Origin of the sequence: Shewanella sp. GD03713, from assembly GCF_029843705.1 — a bacterium.
GTDB lineage: Bacteria > Pseudomonadota > Gammaproteobacteria > Enterobacterales > Shewanellaceae > Shewanella.
On record NZ_JAOCIW010000001.1, the window covers coordinates 3,594,377 to 3,614,854 of the forward strand.

Annotated in this window: 17 protein-coding genes; 4 read left to right on the forward strand and 13 right to left on the reverse strand. The window is 45.4% G+C overall.

Going from position 1 to position 20,478, the window contains the following annotated elements:
- Positions 1–91 precede the first annotated feature (91 nt).
- From nagA to N5E87_RS15815, 6 genes are all read right to left on the reverse strand, one after another.
- On the reverse strand, positions 92–1,228 hold the full coding sequence (nagA, locus tag N5E87_RS15790; protein WP_086903093.1) for an N-acetylglucosamine-6-phosphate deacetylase: 1,137 nt from the start codon (positions 1,226–1,228) through the stop codon (positions 92–94).
- A 43-nt stretch (positions 1,229–1,271) separates the two neighbouring features.
- The gene (locus N5E87_RS15795; RefSeq protein ID WP_086903092.1) at positions 1,272–2,270 is read right to left on the reverse strand and encodes an SIS domain-containing protein; all 999 of its coding nucleotides are present in this window, start codon (positions 2,268–2,270) and stop codon (positions 1,272–1,274) included.
- A gap of 58 nt (positions 2,271–2,328) precedes the next feature.
- On the reverse strand, positions 2,329–3,237 hold the full coding sequence (locus tag N5E87_RS15800) for a BadF/BadG/BcrA/BcrD ATPase family protein (RefSeq protein WP_086903091.1): 909 nt from the start codon (positions 3,235–3,237) through the stop codon (positions 2,329–2,331).
- Positions 3,238–3,459: 222 nt separating this feature from the next.
- Positions 3,460–6,150, reverse strand: coding sequence for a family 20 glycosylhydrolase (locus N5E87_RS15805; protein ID WP_086903090.1), 2,691 nt, complete (start codon positions 6,148–6,150; stop codon positions 3,460–3,462).
- A 28-nt stretch (positions 6,151–6,178) separates the two neighbouring features.
- Positions 6,179–7,666, reverse strand: a complete 1,488-nt coding sequence (locus N5E87_RS15810; protein ID WP_086903089.1) for a methyl-accepting chemotaxis protein — start codon at positions 7,664–7,666, stop codon at positions 6,179–6,181.
- Positions 7,666–8,652, reverse strand: a complete 987-nt coding sequence (locus N5E87_RS15815) for a transporter substrate-binding domain-containing protein (RefSeq protein WP_086903088.1) — start codon at positions 8,650–8,652, stop codon at positions 7,666–7,668. Before N5E87_RS15815 ends, N5E87_RS15810 begins: the two co-directional genes overlap by 1 nt.
- Before the next feature lie 490 nt (positions 8,653–9,142).
- On the opposite strand from N5E87_RS15815, the gene N5E87_RS15820 reads away from it, so the two are divergent.
- Positions 9,143–10,051: a sulfite exporter TauE/SafE family protein gene (locus N5E87_RS15820; RefSeq protein ID WP_086903087.1), complete on the forward strand. Its 909-nt coding sequence runs from the start codon at positions 9,143–9,145 to the stop codon at positions 10,049–10,051.
- A gap of 18 nt (positions 10,052–10,069) precedes the next feature.
- Here N5E87_RS15820 and N5E87_RS15825 read toward each other — a convergent pair whose 3' ends face one another.
- From N5E87_RS15825 to N5E87_RS15835, 3 genes are all read right to left on the reverse strand, one after another.
- The gene (locus N5E87_RS15825; RefSeq protein WP_086903086.1) at positions 10,070–10,759 is read right to left on the reverse strand and encodes a SapC family protein; all 690 of its coding nucleotides are present in this window, start codon (positions 10,757–10,759) and stop codon (positions 10,070–10,072) included.
- A 36-nt stretch (positions 10,760–10,795) separates the two neighbouring features.
- Positions 10,796–12,319, reverse strand: a complete 1,524-nt coding sequence (locus N5E87_RS15830; protein ID WP_086903085.1) for a tryptophan halogenase family protein — start codon at positions 12,317–12,319, stop codon at positions 10,796–10,798.
- A gap of 97 nt (positions 12,320–12,416) precedes the next feature.
- Positions 12,417–15,041: a TonB-dependent receptor gene (locus N5E87_RS15835; protein ID WP_086903084.1), complete on the reverse strand. Its 2,625-nt coding sequence runs from the start codon at positions 15,039–15,041 to the stop codon at positions 12,417–12,419.
- Positions 15,042–15,467: 426 nt separating this feature from the next.
- Here N5E87_RS15835 and N5E87_RS15840 point away from each other — a divergent pair, with 426 nt between their 5' ends.
- Positions 15,468–16,484 (forward strand): LacI family DNA-binding transcriptional regulator, encoded by a 1,017-nt coding sequence (locus N5E87_RS15840; RefSeq protein WP_086903855.1) that lies wholly within the window; start codon positions 15,468–15,470, stop codon positions 16,482–16,484.
- Positions 16,485–16,544: 60 nt separating this feature from the next.
- On the opposite strand, the gene N5E87_RS15845 is transcribed toward N5E87_RS15840, so the two are convergent.
- Positions 16,545–17,834 (reverse strand): NAD(P)/FAD-dependent oxidoreductase, encoded by a 1,290-nt coding sequence (locus N5E87_RS15845; protein WP_086903854.1) that lies wholly within the window; start codon positions 17,832–17,834, stop codon positions 16,545–16,547.
- A gap of 192 nt (positions 17,835–18,026) precedes the next feature.
- Complete coding sequence (gene glnB, locus N5E87_RS15850; RefSeq protein ID WP_011073353.1) at positions 18,027–18,365, reverse strand: nitrogen regulatory protein P-II; 339 nt, start codon at positions 18,363–18,365, stop codon at positions 18,027–18,029.
- A gap of 238 nt (positions 18,366–18,603) precedes the next feature.
- On the opposite strand from glnB, the gene N5E87_RS15855 reads away from it, so the two are divergent.
- Both N5E87_RS15855 and N5E87_RS15860 read left to right on the forward strand, forming a co-directional pair.
- Positions 18,604–19,116: a GspH/FimT family pseudopilin gene (locus N5E87_RS15855; RefSeq protein WP_086903853.1), complete on the forward strand. Its 513-nt coding sequence runs from the start codon at positions 18,604–18,606 to the stop codon at positions 19,114–19,116.
- 152 nt (positions 19,117–19,268) lie between these two features.
- The gene (locus N5E87_RS15860) at positions 19,269–19,751 is read left to right on the forward strand and encodes a GspH/FimT family pseudopilin (RefSeq protein ID WP_011623695.1); all 483 of its coding nucleotides are present in this window, start codon (positions 19,269–19,271) and stop codon (positions 19,749–19,751) included.
- A gap of 28 nt (positions 19,752–19,779) precedes the next feature.
- Here the strand turns inward: N5E87_RS15860 and N5E87_RS15865 are convergent, their stop codons facing one another.
- Both N5E87_RS15865 and N5E87_RS15870 read right to left on the reverse strand, forming a co-directional pair.
- Positions 19,780–20,079 (reverse strand): TapY2 family type IVa secretion system protein, encoded by a 300-nt coding sequence (locus N5E87_RS15865; protein ID WP_086903852.1) that lies wholly within the window; start codon positions 20,077–20,079, stop codon positions 19,780–19,782.
- Entirely contained in the window at positions 20,076–20,474 is a 399-nt protein-coding gene (locus N5E87_RS15870; protein ID WP_086903851.1) for a type IV pilin protein, read from the reverse strand. The genes N5E87_RS15865 and N5E87_RS15870 overlap by 4 nt, the downstream gene beginning before the upstream one ends.
- Positions 20,475–20,478: the final 4 nt, after the last annotated feature.

Consider the following 20,478-nt stretch of genomic DNA (forward strand, 5'->3'; position numbering starts at 1 on the left):
GCAAAATGCAGACTGTACAATAAAAAAACTTAGCCCCTGTCATCAAAATAAGACAAGGGCCAAGGTTAACGCTTTACTGACTCAACCCACACTAAGGGCGAACATAAACCGCATTTCCAGCAATATAGTTGGCCAGCACTTTGTGTTGATTATCTAGCAGCACTAAATCGGCACGCTGCCCTACCGCCAACCGACCTACGCTCTCGTCAATACCAAGGAACTCTGCAGGATACAAAGACGCCATCCGCAAGGCCTCACCGAGCGGTAAACCGAGCATCTTCACGCTGTTCTCAACCGCAGTCGCCATGTCTAACACACAGCCTGCCAGTTCACCCGTGACCGCATTTAATCTATCGCCGACACGCAGCACCTGAGTACCAAACAGCTCAAAACTGGTTTCATCATCCATGCCCACTGGCGGCATAGCATCGGTGACTAACATCACTTTGCCACGGGGTTTAGCGCGCAGGGCGACCCTTGCGGCAGCCGGATGCACGTGGTGGCCATCGACAATCAAACCACACCAAGCGGTTTCGCTCTCAATCGCTGCGCCTACCACGCCAGGCTCACGGGAACCTAAGGGTGACATGGCATTGTAGAGGTGAGTAAAGCCTGTTGCCCCCGCCGCTAAGGCTGCGACAACGGTATCGTAGTCCGCATTGGAGTGGCCTAAACACACTTTAACGCCCGACTCCACCAACAGGCGGATCACCTCAGGCGAGACATTTTCAGGCGCTAAGGTCACCACTCGAATCCCTAAATCCTGACGGCAAAAAATCGCCAGTTCAGCCTCGGTGATCTCACGGATAAAACCTTGTGGATGCACGCCTTTTTTAGGTACCGAAAGATGCGGGCCTTCAAAATGTACGCCTAATACGCCTGCACTCTTTTGCGCGACCGCACTGGCAACCGCATCGGCAGCCTTAGCCATCACCTGCACATCATCGGTGATAAGCGTGGGTAAAAAGCCTGTGGTTCCAAATCGAGCATGCGCCTTGCCTATGGTCTCAATGCAAGCGACCGTTGGGCTGCTATTGAATAACGCGCCGCCACCGCCGTTAACTTGCACATCGATAAAACCTGGCACTAGGGTGCCTGGGTAGCGAATTTCCTTAGCACCCGATGCGGTGTCTAAGCTGGCTATCAAACCATCTTCAATGGTGACTGGCACATCCCGATGGAAGGCTTCACCATCAAACAGTTGCTCGGCAATTAAGGTGAATTTCATCCCAAACCTCTTTTCAAATTAACGCGGCGACAACGGCCATTCATTACAGCGTTTGAGTGACTTTTTTCAGCCCAGCGGGTTGGTCTGGGTCAATACCACGGGCAATCGCGACTGAAGCCACGTCGATATAAAAACGTTGTAGCAGGGCTAACGGTGCAACACGTGGGTGAATATCCGTCGACGTTTGATTTAAATGCACTAAATCGGCGCCACGTTGGCTCACATTTTCAATCTGTTCGATATGGCTAGCGTACGACTCATCGCCAATGCAGACATCCACAATCGTGAGTTTTTTCTCCACTAAGGTCACAGGACCATGGAGGAACTCAGCGCTACTAAAGGCTTCGGCATGGATAGAACACACTTCTTTTAACTTAAGTGCGATTTCCTTAGACACGGCATAACCTAAACCACGGCCTAACACGACTAAGTTTTTCACGTTTTCAACCGATGCTGGAGTCAGCTGTGGCTCAGCATCGACCGCAGTTTGCAGTGCTTGCGGTAATGAGTTAACTGCGGCGGCGAGGGATTCCCTCTGCGTCCATGCCGAGGCTAATTGTAGAATCGCCGACAGAGTTGCAAGGTAGCTCTTTGTTGCGGCAACGGCTTTCTCTTCGCCAGCACGTAATGGCACCACCACATCGACGATATCCTTGATTGGCGCGGTTTCATCGTTCACTAACGCCACACAAAACGCGCCGGCGTTTTTTGCCATACGTGCTTGGGCTAAAATATCAGGGCTGCGGCCAGATTGCGAAATCACAATCACTAATCCGCCCTCTAACTTCAAGCTCTTACCGTAAACGCTGGCCACAGATGGCGCGGCGGCAAAGGTGGGTACACCCGCTTCGATTTCAAAAAGATATTTAGCAAATACACCTGCATGGTCCGATGAACCACGGCCCACAATCATCACAAAACGGGGATCGAAAGCACGCAGTTTTTCACCTAACTGCTGCATTAAATCGGCGTTAGCGGCTAACTGACCCGCAATCTTCTGCGGCGCGGTGCGAGCTTCTTGCTCCATAATAGTGTTTGTCATGTTATTTACCTTACAAATCAATACGGGTATTGCTTTAGCACTGATGCGCTAAAACGGCTTATTCATTAATGTTGATTGAGTTAAATTGCTGCTGAGCGAAGTACATGGCACCTAATTCTGGCGGCGCTAAGGTTTCAGAAATCTTGGCCACCACATCGCTGCCAAGCCAGGCTTGTAGCGGTTTGGCAAGACCGCCGATCATAGAGAATCGCACCGGATTAAGGCTAAACAGCTTGCGTGCCATTTCACTGATGTAATCGGCGCCTTCCTGCACTATCCCGCGAGCGACTTCATCACCCGCGTTTGCGCAATCGAGTACGCTTCTGGCCAATTCGGCATAGCAACTCGAAGACTTACCGGCGAGATGCTCGACTATGCCCAAGGCATCACTTACCCCAAAATGGTTTAACAGCATCTTGGTTAAAGCTGTCGGCGCGGCAAAGCCATCGAGGGCGAGTAACACATGCTCGGCGGCTTTTAAACCTAACCAAGCCCCACTGCCCTTATCGCCCAGCGCAAAACCGTGTCCGCCAATGCTTAAGCTGTCATCACCTACATGGGCATAACCGCAGGAGCCTGTGCCCGTAATGATCACCGCACCATCCGCGCCGCGGTGTGCACCGATACAAGCCGTATGAAGATCCGTAGTGACATACATGGCAGCAAACGGATGCTGCCAGCTGATCACATCCTGATACAGGCGCGGCACATTGACTCCTGCCAGCCCTAAGCCCGCAACCAGTAAATGGCTATCGGTTTCCTTCATGCCCGCATCCAGCAGAGCTTGACGAGTCGATGCTTCAATAGATTCAAATGTTTGTGCAAGACCATGCAGCGGATTAGCGCGCCCAGCAACACCTGTCCCTAAAACGGTACCGTCCGCAGTATAGATAGTGGCTCGGCACTTACTGCCGCCCCCATCAACACCGATAAACAGTTGTTGATCTTTTGTCTGGACTAACCCCATGACACCCCTCTTCATCTCTTAATGCAGCGCTACCGTTGCTTATACTTATGCCGTTAATACGACACTCAACTTTAGTTAATTCAATGTTACAGCAAAAATGACAGCGTTGTCATTTACTTTTTGAAGCAATTTCTAATCAAATGTCAGGCGAAAGAAATTGCTGAAAGTGAAAAAGAAAAAGGCTGTATTTTTATTTTAAAATACAGCCAGATATAACCTTTATTAATTAACGACTAAGCTGCGGCCTTTACGTTTTCCATCAGCCGCGATGGCGCGGATCTCAACGGGGCCCGTTACCGTCTGCCCAGCTTGATAGGATTGCCATTGCCCACTCGCTTGGCGCCATTCAATCTTGAGTCCTGGATATGCCACGTTGGCAAACAGTTTACCGTCGCGGATCTCGGCGCCGACGGTCGGCACTCGGTAATCGATACCCGCCTTATCGAGTTTGATAAACTCCTTATGCCCTAAGGTGTTAGCCATTTGCTGCCAAGATTGCGCCTGAGCCTCACGCATCGCTGCGGTGAAATGTCCCGTAGTTTGATTATACAAAGCGCCTTGATATTGATATGACACTTCCCACGCGGCTTGATGCCAAGCACGTTCCGCCAGCATTAGCAAACGCGGGAAAATCATATATTCCACAGTGTTATCGCTACGGATGGTTTCACTCCAGAGCTGGCCCTGTAATCCGGCAAAGGCTTTACCTTGTTCCCTTGGGCCGGATTGTTTGCCCTTCTCATCGATTCTGGCCCTATCGTCGGCCTCAAAAGGCAGATTTTGAATATCGGTCCACTGCTCCGCGTTTGCCACTAAGTTGTCCGGCATAAAGCTAAATACTTTGTGTGCGTTGGTTGCGCGGCTTGCCCAGTAGTAGCCATGCTCCTTAGGATCGGCTTCATAAGGGAAATCAAAATACAGCACCTCAGGATTTGAGAGCACCACATCCCAGCCGTTGTTGACTTGTTGATTGGCATGCTCGTAGCCCTTATAGGCAATCACATCCCAAATGTTAGATTGGACTTTTGCAGGCATGTTGCTTGGGCGAACATGGCTCATACCATCGCTCCAACCAGCCGCTTCTATGCCTTTACTCGCGAGTTGATTCGAAATGCGCTCGATAAAGTACGCCCCTAAATCGTCGATGGATTTCACGCCTTTATCGTTATTGGTCACAAAGTCCAAACAAGCTGGCGATTGCTTCCACGCCCCTGCCGTTTCGTCGGCACCGATATGGTATCGAGTTAATGGCTGGCCAGCTGCTTGGTGTAATTTTACAATTTCATCAATGACTTTATCGACAAACTGATAGGTCGACTCCATACAGACGTTCAGGGTGTTATCGTTGTAATACTGCACCGAAGAATACACTGTGGTGTCCGCCGCATCCGACAACAGATAGGTTTTCGCTTCCTCAGCTTTACCTTCGGCCACTAGCTTACGGTAACGCGCCTCCATCGATTTTATCGCCGCGCGGCTATGGCCTGGCATGTCCATCGAAGGGATCACTTGAATTTGGCGCGCATCGGCATATTTAACGATATCGATATAGTCTTGTTTGCTATAGAAACCGTTAACAGGCACATCCGCAAAAGGCCCGCTGCCAAGCTGCGGTAACAGACAGGTATTTTCCTCAAGATCGTGGCAACGCTTACTACCGATGTCGGTCAGTTCAGGCAGACCATCGATCTCTAGGCGCCAACCTTCATCGTCGGCCATATGTAGGTGCAATTTGTTGAGCTTGTACGCCGCCATTTGATCCAGCAGGTCAAAGATCAACGCCTTGCTATGGAAGTTACGGGCCACATCGATATGCATGCCGCGGAAGGGATACCTTGGGCTATCCTCAATCGTCATAGCATTTACGCGCAGATCCTGCACATCAATCAAACTGGCAAGTGACGATAACGCATAGGAAAACCCGGCAGCATCGGCAGCGGCAATCTCAATCGCATCCGCTTTAATATCCAGCAGATAGCTGCCCTCAGCGCCTTGACGCCAGTTTAGCTTTACCGCCAAACCTTGTTCAGACTCATTAACACCTAAGCGTGCTAAACGGGAAAGTGCCGCCGCTAACTGTTTAGGCTCCAAAGATTGTTGAGCGGCAGATACGTTAGTGACCGAGCCGAAATCCAGTTTAATACCAGAAGTCAGTGACACGGCTTTATCTTGGCTGTGGATAGCGACTTTTTGCGGCGTGGGAATAATGGTATTGACCGCTAAGTTGGCATCTTCACTGACCTGTTGATTATTGCTAAACAACTGCGTTGGCGTCGCAGGCGCTAATTTGTCCGCATCGGTTCGGCGATACTGCTTCACCATATCGGTGTACGCCTCAACATAGGGGCGCACTTCCATCCCCGTTTCAGAATCTTGCTTTACTTTCGTACTGGCGATCACTACAGGCGATAAATCGCCTGAAACCAGATAATAGTTAGGCATGGCATCGGTTTCTGAGAGCTGCCACAATTCACCGCGGAACCTTAGGGTCTTTTTCTCGCCCTTGCTAAAACCGCTAAATGCCTCTGTGGGCGCGATGCGATACAGATCGCCCTTGATATGCGTAATACTAAACTCTTTGCTTTCAACGGCTTGAACCGGTCGCATTTGGCTAAAATAAATCGCCCAATCACGGCTATTAAGCTCAACCTCTGGGACAAAATCGATTTCAGCAACAAAACAACGTCCTTCGGCGGCGGCTTTGTCGCAGTTATCATCAGGCCTGTTAGTGAGCACGCGATAACTCACGCCCAAGGAATCCCCAAACTGCTGCAATTGCGCTTGGGTTAATTGGCTATGCTTAGCCTGCTCGGCAGTACTTGGGCTAGGCACAGCATTAGTTTTAGGTGCATCGTTACAGGCCGTTAAGCCCAGAGCCAATAAAATCGCGGTGGCGGCAATCGTTTTATTCATGATATTCCTTTTCTAGCTTCAGAAATGGCTACAATCTGAAGGAAGTTACTAACGTCCGCAGTCTTTCCCCTTGGTGAAACAGTCGCTCACTCGATTGTGCTAAGTGCTCACTATCGAGGGAGGCTGAACCTGAGACATTGGCAAGATCATTTAATGTACGAGAAATCGCTTCGGTGACGCAGGTTTGCTCCTGCGCCGCATGGGAAACTTCGATGTTCATATTACTGATATTGGAAACTAAATCAGTCACTTTAGACAGCACTAGCTTAATTTCTTCCGAACGGTTGACCCCTTGATTGGAGAGAGTCTGGCTCGATTGCATCACATTCACGGTTTCGGCAACTCGGCTCTGCACCTGTTGGATCATTTTTTGGATTTCTCCCGTCGCCTGTTGGGTGCGGCTCGCTAAAGAGCGCACTTCATCGGCAACGACGGCAAAACCACGCCCCTGCTCACCCGCTCTGGCGGCTTCAATAGCGGCATTTAGGGCGAGTAGATTAGTCTGTTCGGCAATGCTGTTGATCACCACCACAACTTCATCGATGCGTTGGGTTTCCTGTTGTAGCTGCGATACCGATTGGGCAGAACGCGCTAATTCCCCCGCTAATTGACGGGTAATGGCTAAGCCCGAGTCAAACTGACGCTGGCCATCGTCGACCGCTCTATCGGCTTGGGTTGCCGCATCGGCAGTACGTTTTGCATTGATGGCCACTTCGTTGGCACTGGCACTCAATTGAGTCACGGCCGTGACCGCAGCTTCGGTTTCTTTAAGCTGAGCTTGCACCCTTTGATTGTTGCTTTGCGACAGCGTCCCCAGCGCCTTAGCATCGCCCAATAGCAGGCCCGAGGTTTCATGCACTCTGGTAATAGTGCCATGAATTTGCTCGACGAAACCGTTGAAAGCATTGGCAAGTTTGCCGATTTCATCTTCGCTCTCCACGGGTAATCTGTGGCTTAAATCGCCATCACCATTGGCGATTTCTTCTAACGCGGCGACAACCTTATCCAAAGGACTAATCACTAAGCGTTTGAGAATGATGAAAATCACCAACAGACTACCCGCTAAAATCAGCAGCGCCTGTAAAAAGTACCCCAGCAGTAAGTCGGATAATTGCGCCTTAACCGGCAAAGTAGAGAAGGCAATGGTTAAACGCCCTGTCGGATTACCTTGATCGCTGAACTGTAACTCTCTTGTTTGTAGGTCGCTTGCGGCAACGGCCTCGGTTTGTTTGTCTTCGGCGAGCAATTTACCCCGATGATCCACAACGGTGATTTGATAGATTTGCTCAGACTTTAACATGACAGACAACACCGCACGGATCTGCTCGTAGTCGTAGGTAAAAATCGGCTGCGCCATGGTGACCTGAAGATTAGCAACGGTATTGTCTTCAAAGGCCATTTCGTTGCTGGTCAAGCTATCGCTCGCCAACCAATAGGACACCCCAAACAGTACGCTGACTATCATAAATATCGCAGCTGCTAACCCAATTTGTACTTTTAAGGCTAATGTTTTCATTATTTTGCACCTTGCATACTAAATAGATCTAACCACAACTCTTGGCGTTCAATGGGGGTTAAGGGACTTAAATCGGGCGTATCGAGACGAATAATGACGCGCTGCTCAAACTGGGCATCACGGTAGAGCTTGTCTATCTTAAGCTCACGATTAAACATCTCATCGAAGCTGCCGTCGCTTATCATATTTTCGAGTCCGGCTAAGATTGCTGCCGCTAACTCGGGACGTTTGGGGGACACAAAAAAATATGCCGGCGAGCGATATTGCAGCAGGATGTGAGTATCGATTTTCAGCGCAGGATCGGGGTGGCTTGCGAGTTCATCGCCAATTTCCTGTGCGCCGAGGGCAAGGTAATCGAATCGCCCCCCCTCTAACATCGGATACAGATTGGTGTATTGATAGCTAGTCACGACAGGCAAACCATTGGCTTCTAGGATGCTGGCATCGGGCCAATAGCGGTTTTGCCCTGCTTTTAATCGCTTAAAATCCGCCAGCGTTTTTACATTGGCAAATCTAGCCTCATCCGTTTTGCGGATAATTAACAGGCGGTTACCGAGTAATCCCTTAAACAAAGGGATACGAACCGGGAGCACGGTTTCCTCAAGCTCCTTCGAAGTCATGCTCCAAAAAACATCGACAGTACCAGCAAGCGCTTCTTCGACCTTACGTTTTTGGTTCATCTGCGTCGACATTTGTTCGACCTGATAGGACTGACCTGAACGGCGCAGCGCCTCTTTGAGGAGATTAAACTGCCACTGCTGTTGGATTGTGGTCACTATCTTGATGGGAGCGGCACTGTTTGCCGTAGAAGTGCCTGCAGCAGCGGCATTTGTAAACCTAAACGACGCCGACTCCACGGCGGCTATCGCGGTGAAACTAAAAGCGCAAACCATAACGCTCGCCCAGAGTCCAATGATGGGCATCAGCAAACGCTTAGCAAAAGTAGTTACTACGCTGCCAAGCAGTGTAGCAATATGAATAACCATGAATCGCAGCCTCTTTTTTATGACTGGAATATCCAGCGAGTTTTATTTTTTAATGCCGCTAACTTGTCTGCTTATCCTAAGCAAGGTCGCTCTACCTAAAAAAATGGCTGGGCACTGCTTACAGTACCCAGCCAACGCTAGTTTCTGGGGAGAGACTATCAAAATATTAAAGACAAACGTATCGCCGCCCGACCAGCAATACTTCTGCCAAGTACATGAATAAGGAGACCTCATCCTCTTCATGCAGACCTTACAAAACAACGAATCACACAAGCAGATGACAGCGTTGTCATTGGTTAAATTACACAAGAAAGAACAGGTTTTCTACATTTTTTTGACATTTATCGGTATTTTTTTAGTCAAAATACTTTTAACCATTAAATATCAATAAATTATGTTTTAACTTTTTATTTCCACACCAGTGTGACAACGCTGTCTTTGACTGATAACATGCATGCAACAACTCACCCACTCCACTCAATAACTCAAAATGCTGCCATATGGTCTTATCTTCAAACGTAGACATATTAACCTCGGTCAATATTATCGACCGATAGCAATCGTCCTTGTGCTATTGAGTGCATGGCTATGTTGGTTAGTCCAATTTCATCAACCCATTGAGTTAATAAAACAATACGGTCAATTTGTGTTTTTGGGGATAACGGGAGCCATCTTTGCAAACGCCACGGGAGCGGGAGGTGGAGTGATCTTTATTCCGGTGTTCTCTAGTTTAAATTTCAGTGAAGTTCAGAGTGTCTCCACGTCATTTATGATCCAATGCTTTGGTATGACGGCTGGGGCGATTTCATGGTCAAGCTACTATCGACGACACCATCACCATGACAAAACCTGGTCAGGCTTTATTCCAAGCATTTTATTAGCGGCAACCTGCTCAGTACTTGGCCTTTGGAGCAGTCAGTTATGGCAATTGAACTCACCTTCCTCGCTGCATACCAGCTTTAGCCTTTTTTCCATCCTATTAGGGATAGCGATCATTATCAGTAGCCAGAGGCGTACTCTTCAAAGCCATCGCCTCAACGCCCTAGACTATTGCTGGCTAACAGTAATTGGTTATTTGGGCGGGGTCATCACCGCCTGGTTATCGGTTGGTGTGGGCGAGTTGCTAGTAATATATCTGATGTTACGGGGAGTGTGTGCCAAGATGGCCGTTGCCATCGGAGTGGTTGTCTCGGCGATCACCGTCTGGTCGGCAAGTCCGATACATGTGTTTGCAAGTAGCAGTCATGCCCTATTCGAACTGGTACTGTTTGCAGGCCCTGGCGCAATTATCGGCGGTTTATTAGCGCGAAAACTGGCGCTATTTCTCCCAGTCAAAACCTTAAAGCTGTTTTTCTCAAGTTGGATTATCTTGACTGGGAGTGTCATGCTCGCAAACTAAAATGGAAAGCCCGCTATCTTATTTATCCATCACTAAATCAATTAAACTTAATGAGCAAAGATGCGCATAAATGGCTGAATAGAAACCCCGTTTCGCGAAATTCAGCAAAGTCGCATCATCAAGCTGCTGTAGTTTAGGCTCATCAATCGTATAGATCCCGTCGATGTTGGTTTTCGTACCATCCAGCGCCGTCACTGTAAGTGTTCTTGGTTGTAATAACTCATGCTCCAACAATACATTGATAAAGTACTTCGTCATATCTTGGTAGCTAGCTTGTAAACCCGCGAGTTCAAGCTTCTTGGACAAGTAGTCCGTTTTCTCACCAGCCTCAGTAAATAATCGGTGAGTTTCATTTTCAGCCACGGATGAGTTGTTAATGTCAATACCTAAGATAATCTTTTCCTCATCGACATGGGTCATGCCTAATGGATACAACTGGACTTGAATAGGTAAGTATCGTGATTGCCATTGCCCATTTTTTAGCAGCTTATTGGTATTCGGTTTTAGCGCGGTAATCGCGATAGAGACAAACTCGCCAGTTTGGTTATTCTTTGTAAATACAATAGGAAAGCTTGTCGCAGCCGACATAAACTCTTGCACTTGCAGTGGTAGCATATGCACAGTTTCAAAGTAGCTGTAATCGACCTTATCACCAATAGCCAAATTCTTATGACTCGAGTCATTTAAAGGTACAAATTGTGTTTTCATTATATTTTTCCTTTTTACCCATTAAATTTAAAACGATTAAATAGATTGCAAACCATAGGTACAGATTTTATCGAGCAATTCCCTATGCTCAGGCAAACCATCTAGCATCTGTTGTTTTACCTTCGACATTTTGTTCATATACATGTTCAAAGAGGCCTGTGTTGCCGATGAGCCACCACACAAATTAGTCTGATATTTCATGCCATAAAGCACGTATAAATAATTGTCTAAGTTAAACACTTCAAACTTAGATGGAAAATCTTCAGCAATAGGACTATAGGATTTCCATAGTTCGAGTCGTTGCCTTAATCCTTCGGGAATAGTCTCTGAAGCCTGATTATCTAACCAAAATGATGAGTCAGTTCTATCCGATAAACAGTAATGCAGTTTGGCAAATTCAACGACCCGCTCCCATGCGTAGCCCACGGTATCATTAAATCGCTTTGCTAAGTAATCAACATCATCTGTATGCACTGGAAAACGTTCTGCCAGAAAACGTGCAGAGAAATCCGTTAATAATATGGATGTCGCTTCAATTGGCTCTAAAAAGCCTTGAGCTAACCCTAAAGCTACACAGTTTTTTACCCAAAACTGTTGACGATGGCCCACTGTCATTGGAATTTTACGATGCGGAACATCGGCAAGTTTGCCACCGAGATAATGGTCAAACTTTCGCTCTGCTTCTGACTGCGCCATATGAGCGGACGAATAGACAAATCCCGTGCCTCGGCGCTGGGTCAATGCGATATCCCATATCCAACCTGCTCGATGGGCCGTTGCTTGAGTATAAGGAGGGATGATATCCGTAGGTTGCGTTGGAATTTGCGCGACTAACGCAGTATCAATAAACAGTTGATGCGCTTTACTGATAAATGGCACTTTTAGTGCCTTAGCTAACAAAATCGATTCAAAGCCACTGCAATCAATATAGAAATCGAAAGAGAGAGTCCCTTGCTCAGTCAGCAAAGATGAAATTGCACCATCATCGCCTAAACGAACATCCTGCACAGTGGCAAAAATGTGCTCAACGTTGAATTTCTCAATCGCATTTTTAGCCAATAATTTGGCAAATTTTGCCGCATTTAAATGATAGGCATAGCCTAACACTCCAGCATATTCAGGTGTCGTGATTAGCTTTGGCGCTTTTGCGGCCTCACAAACAAGATGCTGGGGAGAAACATAATCAGCAAAATCGCCTTGTTTCTCGCCCAACCAAGCAGAAACAGTGTCTACACCTTGTAAATTGATGATATCAAATAGATGGTGGTAGAAATTATCCTTACCATGTCGGGCTTTATCTAACCAATTGACAAATTTAATTGACTGCTTAAATGTCACATCGCATGAGCGAATAAACTCTGATTCACTGATCCCAAAACTCTGTAGTGATTTCCGAATGGACGGTACAGTACCTTCACCAACTCCGATGATAGGAATATCAGGAGATTCAATCAGCGTGATAGATAGCTCAGAGCGCCCCTGCAACACTCGCCCTAAATGATTCGCCGCTAACCAACCTGAAGTCCCGCCCCCTATAATGGCTATTTTTCTGATTGTCATAACGCGCCTCTAAAAATTGCGTAAGCTGAGTTTATTGTTGGTGTTTTTGATAATAAAAAGCCTAGCGATTGCTAGGCTTTTGGGTCACTGAATTGAATTAGAAGCGCAGTGCTACACCAAGTTTGTAGCGAGCTTCACCATCGAAGCTCCACACTGGGTAGTTATCTTTAAACTCACTGATAACGCCTTCAGCATCAACAGGTGATACACCTTTCTGAATGCTATCTTCTTCAAGTAAGTTAACCACTTCAAATGTCACAGATAAGTAATCAGTTACATCGTAGTTAGCACTTAAATCTAACGTGCCGTAGGCTTGATGCTCGCGGTTACCGTAGAAGCCTGGTAATTCGCGCATCATATACTCAGAACGCCAGTTATAAGCTACACGAGCAGAGAAATCATCGATTTCATAGTAACCCACTAAGTTAACAGTATGCTTAGATGAGTCAGAGAACACCCCTACACGGTCCGCATAGTTCTCAGCTGGAGATGAAGCATCTGCAAAAGTGTAGTTAGCTGAGTAACCAAAACCATTGTCAAATGAGTCTTGCAACTGCAACTCAATACCATCGATAGAACCACCGTTAGCATTGTAGTTTTCACTCACGGTCCAGCAGTCGTAGATGCCTGCACCACAAGAACTGCCACCTTGAGCAACTAAGTTAGGATCATCAATACCAATCTGTTGGTTCAGCTTTTCTCTTGTCGAAATGAAAGAGTTAACATCTTTAATGAAGTAAGTAACAGCAAATAATCCTTCACCGCTGAAGTACCATTCTAAGCTCAGATCAGCCTGAGAGGCTTTGAACGGCTGCAAATTCACGCTACCAGTCACTTTCTTCTCGTTGCCTGGCGTACCATCGTTGAAACCTGGTAACTTAGACGTCGCGAAGAGATCCGCATAGTTAGGACGAGAAATAACTTGCGCAGCTGATGCTCTTAAAATTAAGTCACTTGCCAAGTCAAACGCAATGTTCATACTTGGTAATACATCGTGATAGCTTGCCTTATCAGTACTTAAATCATCAGCATAAGTACCAGTTTGGCTAAACGCGTAGTAGTCAGACTCAACATCGGTAGAGATATATCTTAAACCGAAGTTACCACGCACACCTTCACCGGCAAAAGTAGCCATAGTGTACAGGGCTAAGTTTTTCTCTTGCAGTGTACCGTAACCAGACTTATCTAAAGTAAAGCCATCGATAGCACCATAAGCATCTCTGATCATATTGTCAAAAATTGGCTTAGGTAAGGTAAAACCAGCGCCAGATGACATAGTGCCAGAGTAATATTCAGAGGCATCTTTTGCGACGATATTAGATGATTGTGCAGCTTCAGTCGTTTGAGTTACATCGTGGTCTGCATAGCTAATACCTGATTTAATAGAGGTAATAACGCCAAATTCAACTGGAACAGTGATATCGAAGGTCGCAAATGATTCTTCGTCTGTGTTAGGTTGTTTTTTCAGCGCCCAGCCAGCAGTTTCCAATTGACCGTTGAAGTCACCCGCATCAAATGAGTTGTTTGCAATGTTGATGTCAATCACATCACCAGTTGCATCGTAAGTCCCTGCGAAATCTTCTGGTTTACCAATTGATTGACCGTAGTTAGAAGTAAGATCGGTACCACCTTCAGCTTTAGTTTTACCGATGCGGCCTTCTAACTTATAGTTTTCAGCCTGATAAGCGAAATCTAAATCCACAGTGTCTGATGACATACTTGCTTTACGAGCCCATGTTTGTGCCCAAGCAAATCCGCCTTTATCTGTGTGTTCAACTAATGTACATACGCCTGCGGCATTTTTCTTAAGACAAGTATTCTCACCTTGCTGGGTTGGGAATAAGAAAATTGACGTGTTAGCGTTGTTAGCATCGAGCTGTAAGCTCATTAAATTCAGACCGAATTCCAGGTTATCAGTTGGTCTGTATTGGAATGCAGCATTTAAAGCTGTGCGCTCACGGTCTTGCTGGAAAGTAGTAGGAACAATTTCCCCCCAACCTAACAGAGTTTCAATACCGTTACGTTGATATTGTGTTTGATCCAAAGAACCAGCCACTAGGAAACCAAACTTCTCATCTTCCGTTTTCCAGCTGTACAAACCTGAAGTTTGTGGATCAATTTCTTCTGAAACGGTTCCGTAATCCCCTTTCGCACTCAGGAAGACTGAGTTTGCTTCCAAATCTAAAGGTTTACGAGTTTTAACAATTACAGTACCGCCGATACCACCTTCAGCGATATCAGCCTGAGATGATTTGTAAACTTGAATACCACCAACCATTTCTGGCGGCAGTAAGCTGTAGTTAAAGCTACGGTCGATAGCTTGTTGGTCAAACCAACCAGTCGAAGCAACTGAATGGCCGTTCAGTAACGTGCTCGTTAATTGGCTTGAAGCGCCACGAATAGAAACTTGTTGTCCTTGACCAAACTGACGGTTTACAGCAACGCCAGGAATACGACCTAAGGACTCCCCTACGTCACCATCAGGGAATTTACCGATATCTTCAGCAGTCACAGCATCAACGACAGAATCAGAAAAACGTTTGTCGTTAACAGAAGCTTTCATCGAAGCTCTCATACCACGAACTTCAATTTTCTCAATATTTTCAGCAGCAGCTGCAGTGGCTTCAGCTTCTGCAGCAACAGCTCCGATTGAAACAGCGCTGCCGAGTAGGATAGCAATGTTTGTAGCTAGTACACTTTTCTTAAAGGATGATGGTCGCATCTCGTTTCCCTTCCATAACTTTATTATCGTTTTAGTATTCATAACCATTCCGATGGAATGACAACGCTGTCATGTCTAGTGCAAACATTACACAATAATTAACAGCCTTGCCACAACAAAATAACTCTGGACGAAAAAAAATGTCATAAAGCGAAGTGTTGAGAAGTAAAAAACCAATATATTCAAGTAAAAATAATCACTTAGATATTTCGATGTAAAATTACAACTTATAACCGAGTGTTAACAGTTGAAAAATGCCTCAGTTTGTAACAATTCAGCATTGCTATACGCGGTAAATGCTCGCACTATAAGAAGCATAATAAAAAGCAAGCTGACAACGCTGTCGGCTTGTAAATTGCGCCTAAAGGATTTAGGTTCATCAATTAGCTAGCCCTTCGCACATTTGAATAAAGAGTTTGTAGATCAATGAAAGTCACTATCAACGACGTCGCTAAATATGCTGGAGTGTCAATCAAGACAGTTTCCCGCGTAACCAATAACGAACCTTCGGTAAAACAAGCCACGGTTGATAAAGTGAACGAGGCCATCAAAGCATTAAACTACCAGCCCAATCTCGCAGCCAGAAACCTTGCTGGCACAAAATCCTATGCCATTGGTTTTATTTATGATAATCCCAACGCTTATTACATTATTGATATGCAAAACGGGATTTTGTCGGCCTGTAAAGATAAAGGCTATGAACTGGTTATTCATCCTTGTAATGCCAAATCTGACACCATTTGTGATGAACTGACTCAACTCGTGAAACATTCGCGGCTGGCAGGTTTAGTATTAACACCGCCCCTTTCTGAAGATCCTAAAGTTCTTAAAGCCTTAAGTGATATTGACGCCAACTATGTGCGCATTATTGCCGGCGAAGGTGATAAAGAGCAGGATGGACTGACGATTTTAGTCAATGACAAATTTGGTGCGGTAGAAATTACTCAGCATTTGATCGACTTAGGCCATAAAGAAATTGCCTTTTTAAGTGGCGATTTACACCACGAGTCTACCAAAGAGCGGTTACTTGGTTATAAACAAGCATTAACAAAAAATCGCCTGCTTCTGAATGAAGATTACATAATTGAAGGAAAATACTCATTTGAGTCTGGCGTTGAAGGGGCTAACACGCTGATCAAACAGAAGAACCGCCCAACAGCGATTGTTGCCTGTAACGACGAAATTGCAGCAGGGGCACTTTTTGCAGCTCGTTTAGCAGGGCTAGATATCCCTGGCGATCTATCCATTGTCGGCTTCGAAGACAGCCCATTCTCACGCCAAACTTGGCCAAAACTAACAACAGTGCATCAACCTAACGCTGAAATTGCCCAAGTGGCAACAGAGCTGTTAATCGCGAAACGCCGTGAACAAGATGCCAAGTTTGCAAAAACATTTACGCCAGAGCCTGTGATCCGAGACTCTTCTGCCTCTCCCAAACATTAATTTTCAGCCCTACAAGGCTAAAACAAAACAGAGAGCCAAGGCTCTCTGTTTTGTTTTCAGTTAATGCAATTTCAGCTTTGGCCTTTGCCATTTCAGTAACTTTTGCGCAATGCGATAAATAATTGCGGAGAACCAGCCATATAGGCTCGCTAAGTGTCTTTGGTATAACGAAATATACATGACCCTTGCGATATGACCTTCCACGAAGAAAGTCCCAGAACGCAAATTCCCCATTAGATTACCGACCGCAGAAAAACGACTTAAAGACACCAGAGAACCATAGTCTTTATACACAAAAGGTTTTTCCGCCTTCCCTTGTAAACGATTCACAATATTCTCATACAAGGTATCCGCCATTTGTGCTGCCGCTTGAGCGCGAGGGGGCACAGGTTGGCCGGACTCCAAAATTAATAGAGCGCAATCCCCAAGCGCATAAATGTCTTGATGGCCTTTAACTCGCATACAAGCATCAACTTCCACTTGATTGCGTGGCGTAATGGGTAACTTAGAGAAGTTTTGAAACGCTTTTGGACCTTTCACACCAGCCGCCCACACTTTAAGTCCCGCTTCGATAACGTCACCATCCTGTGTAATAAAGCCATCGCGGGTGACTTCTTTAACCTGCACCCCGATATGCAAACGGATGCCAATTTTATCCAATACCGCTTGAGCTCTTGCGCTCACTCGTTCGGGTAACTGTGGGAGAATTTTTGGTGACGCTTCAATAAGATGCACATCAAGATGATTCTTAGAGATATTGAGGTAGCCATACTCTTTCACCGATTCAATGACATGGTGAAGCTCTGCGGCTAATTCGACACCGGTGGCGCCAGCACCAACAATACCTATACTGACTTTCTCTTGTGTTTCATTGAGTTGCAGTAATGCATCTAATAATTTTTGATGGAATAAGTTAGCGTTATCTAAACTATCAAGGAAAATACAATGCTTCTCAGCACCTAGGGTATTAAAGCTATTAGAGACCCCGCCTAAGGCTAGTACTAAGTAATCGTATTCAATTTGACGGGGCTCAAGCAGCAATTCACCAGAGTCACTATAAACCGCAGCAAGTTGGATGGTTTTGGCATCAGGTTCACATTGCTCAATTTCGCCACGAATGTAGCGATAGCCATTCTTAAGACCATGATCTCGATACAACAATCCCTCTATAGACTGGTCAATAACCCCAACAGCTACTTCGTGTAATTTTGGCTTCCAAATATGGATTGGGCTTTTATCAATTAAGCAAACATCGACGACATCACTACCGCCCATCTTGCGGCCTAATTTAGAGGCTAGCGCTAAACCTGCCGCCCCACCACCTACTATCACGATTCGTTTCGTAGCCAAAATAACAACCTCAACAAGCCTATTTAAGTGGCTAAGTTATACCATGGAACAGATAAGAGATAACTACTTTAGTCTAACTAAAGAGGCTATTTTGCATTAAAGATATTTCAGGAACAGAAAGACTTAGTCACATCGAACATAAATTTTAAGCAACAAAAAAGGGCCTAATGGCCCTCTCTTTAAACGGATAAATCACACCGCTTCTTCGTTTTCTTCACCGGTACGAATGCGGATAACGCGCTCTACATCGGTTACGAAAATCTTACCATCGCCGATTTTACCGGTACGAGCTGTTTCCACAATAACATCAATCGCTTGGTCGACTAAATCATCTTGAATCACGAGTTCAATTTTAACTTTAGGTAAAAAGTCGACCATATACTCCGCACCGCGGTAAAGCTCGGTGTGCCCTTTTTGACGGCCAAAACCTTTAACCTCCAGCACTGTCATCCCGGTGATACCTATCTCAGCAAGTGACTCGCGTACATCATCCAATTTAAAAGGCTTAATAATCGCTTCAACTTTTTTCATCAAACATTCCTCGGCACTTGCTGACAGATAATCAAAATAGAATGCCATTAGCTTACACGGGGTTAGGCGATTATTGAAGTATAGGCAGTGCTTTCCTCATAAAACACAGTTTCTATAAAACAATTCTTAGTCCTTAAAAATCTAAAAGGCTCATTGATGCGCTTCTATACTTTAACAGCAGCAGTTTTGCTCCAAAGGCTCGTAGGATGCGAGCGACATTTATAACAAAGGAACTGTTATGAAAACTCTATCACATGGCTTTAGCTTGATTGAACTCATCACTACGGTATCCATTTCGACCATTCTGTTATCGATTGGTGCTCCCTCGTTAAGCGATTTCAACACGAGATTCAGGGCTGATAGTAATATCAAAGTCATCCAGCAAACACTGATGCTCGCACGAAATCATGCCATTTCCTTCAATCGAAAAGTGACTGTCTGCGCCTTAAGCAACAATCAGTGCATATCTAACTGGCAGCTTGGTTTGACGGTATTTATCGATGTTAACAGCAATAGTCAACTCGATGGCAATGAAACGACTATTTTTACCACTAACGCTTTTAATGCCAGAGATACAGTTATCTACAATCGAACCTTAATTCGTTTTCAACCAGACGGTCTTGCCTCTGGTACTAATGGAACATTGAAGTATTGCCCATCAAGTCCCACCAGCCCATACTCACGAGGGATTGTGGTAAATCAAGCTGGCAGAGCAAGACTATCGACTGATGCCAATATCCGTTGCGGATAAATGGCGCGTATTGATTGCAGGCGATATCAATTAACAACATAAAGGATTGGACTATCTTTTAGAAATTAAACAGCATAAAGGATGCAACTTAGATACTGAAATCCCGCTTATTCTCGCTTATACTTTAGTTTGTATAAGTGAGGGTTGAGTGCATGCTAAATAAATTGCTTGGTTTCACACTGGTTGAACTGATGGTTACGATTGCAGTGGCTGCAATATTATTAACTATCGGAGTACCATCTTTAATATCCGTCTATGAAGGTGTGCGTGTTAATAATAATATCGCCAAAATTCATGACATTATGGTGTTTGCCAGAAATCAAGCCGTCAGTTATGGCGCAACAATTAAAGTTTGTGCATCAAATGGAAGTGCATGTGGTACAAATTGGGGGAATGGGATTAAAGTGATTAGTCCTGATAATAAAGATATTCGTGTTATTGACGCATTCAATACAAATGACAGTGTAAAAAGTAATTCGGCGAGTTTTACCTTTAGCTCTGAAGGCATGTTATCAGCAAACAGCGCTGTAGAAATCATCTATTGCCCTGGAGGCTCCGCAACCAACTCCAAGAGTGTAAACATAAGCTCTAGCGGACTAATCTCCTACGGAGCAGATGGTAAAAGCTGCTCATAAACCAGAAGATATGTCCGCACACATAAGCTTATCTCAAGGTTAGCTCATCAATTTTCTTACTGTTTTCATTAGTAAACTCTTGGCTAAGCTCAACACACTCTACGACCTCTTTAATAAAGAATTTCTTTTTATCTCCACCTACTTTTTGCTTACTAGGAAGACTCGCCATATTCAAATTGACATCTTTAATCCTCCATCGATAGAACAGTACTTTATCACCATTTGTCGTTGTGACATGGCATTTGTAATCCTGCATAACCACTGTAGGTTCCACAGCAAACACAAATGTAGGCAAAGCTAATGCTAAAGCAATACAATATCTTATCATTTCCAACACTCCGCAGAAGGCCCCTTTACACCAGCAGATGTCATCGTAATAGTCGCACACGTTGAGTCTCGACTAGCCTGCGAACCTTGTGCAGTCGCAGTGATAGTAAATGAACTGGTACCACTTGACGCTAAGCTATAACGCCCATGCTCTGTAACAAAAGGATTAGCTCCTAACCCCAGTTTGGTCATATCAGTCGCATAGGCTCGGTTATCCAAATAATACTGCTCTTGAAGATTTGCAACCTTCATCACCGCCGCAACCCCTTCAGACCGTCCACTCTTAACCACGTAATCAATGTATGATGGATACGCTATCGAAGCCAAAATTCCCACAATAACAACAGCGATCATGACTTCAATTAACGTGAACCCTTGCAGTCTATTCTTTTTCATTAAT

Coding starts and splice junctions, on each gene's coding strand:
- N5E87_RS15870 (WP_086903851.1), bottom strand. CDS start 20,474: ATGAAAAAGAATAGACTGCAAGGGTTCACGTTAATTGAAGTCATGATC.
- nagA (WP_086903093.1), bottom strand. CDS start 1,228: ATGAAATTCACCTTAATTGCCGAGCAACTGTTTGATGGTGAAGCCTTC.
- N5E87_RS15810 (WP_086903089.1), bottom strand. CDS start 7,666: ATGAAAACATTAGCCTTAAAAGTACAAATTGGGTTAGCAGCTGCGATA.
- N5E87_RS15800 (WP_086903091.1), bottom strand. CDS start 3,237: ATGGGGTTAGTCCAGACAAAAGATCAACAACTGTTTATCGGTGTTGAT.
- N5E87_RS15795 (WP_086903092.1), bottom strand. CDS start 2,270: ATGACAAACACTATTATGGAGCAAGAAGCTCGCACCGCGCCGCAGAAG.
- N5E87_RS15805 (WP_086903090.1), bottom strand. CDS start 6,150: ATGAATAAAACGATTGCCGCCACCGCGATTTTATTGGCTCTGGGCTTA.
- N5E87_RS15860 (WP_011623695.1), top strand. CDS start 19,269: ATGCTAAATAAATTGCTTGGTTTCACACTGGTTGAACTGATGGTTACG.
- N5E87_RS15835 (WP_086903084.1), bottom strand. CDS start 15,041: ATGCGACCATCATCCTTTAAGAAAAGTGTACTAGCTACAAACATTGCT.
- glnB (WP_011073353.1), bottom strand. CDS start 18,365: ATGAAAAAAGTTGAAGCGATTATTAAGCCTTTTAAATTGGATGATGTA.
- N5E87_RS15825 (WP_086903086.1), bottom strand. CDS start 10,759: ATGAAAACACAATTTGTACCTTTAAATGACTCGAGTCATAAGAATTTG.
- N5E87_RS15840 (WP_086903855.1), top strand. CDS start 15,468: ATGAAAGTCACTATCAACGACGTCGCTAAATATGCTGGAGTGTCAATC.
- N5E87_RS15855 (WP_086903853.1), top strand. CDS start 18,604: ATGAAAACTCTATCACATGGCTTTAGCTTGATTGAACTCATCACTACG.
- N5E87_RS15865 (WP_086903852.1), bottom strand. CDS start 20,079: ATGATAAGATATTGTATTGCTTTAGCATTAGCTTTGCCTACATTTGTG.
- N5E87_RS15820 (WP_086903087.1), top strand. CDS start 9,143: ATGCTGCCATATGGTCTTATCTTCAAACGTAGACATATTAACCTCGGT.
- N5E87_RS15830 (WP_086903085.1), bottom strand. CDS start 12,319: ATGACAATCAGAAAAATAGCCATTATAGGGGGCGGGACTTCAGGTTGG.
- N5E87_RS15815 (WP_086903088.1), bottom strand. CDS start 8,652: ATGGTTATTCATATTGCTACACTGCTTGGCAGCGTAGTAACTACTTTT.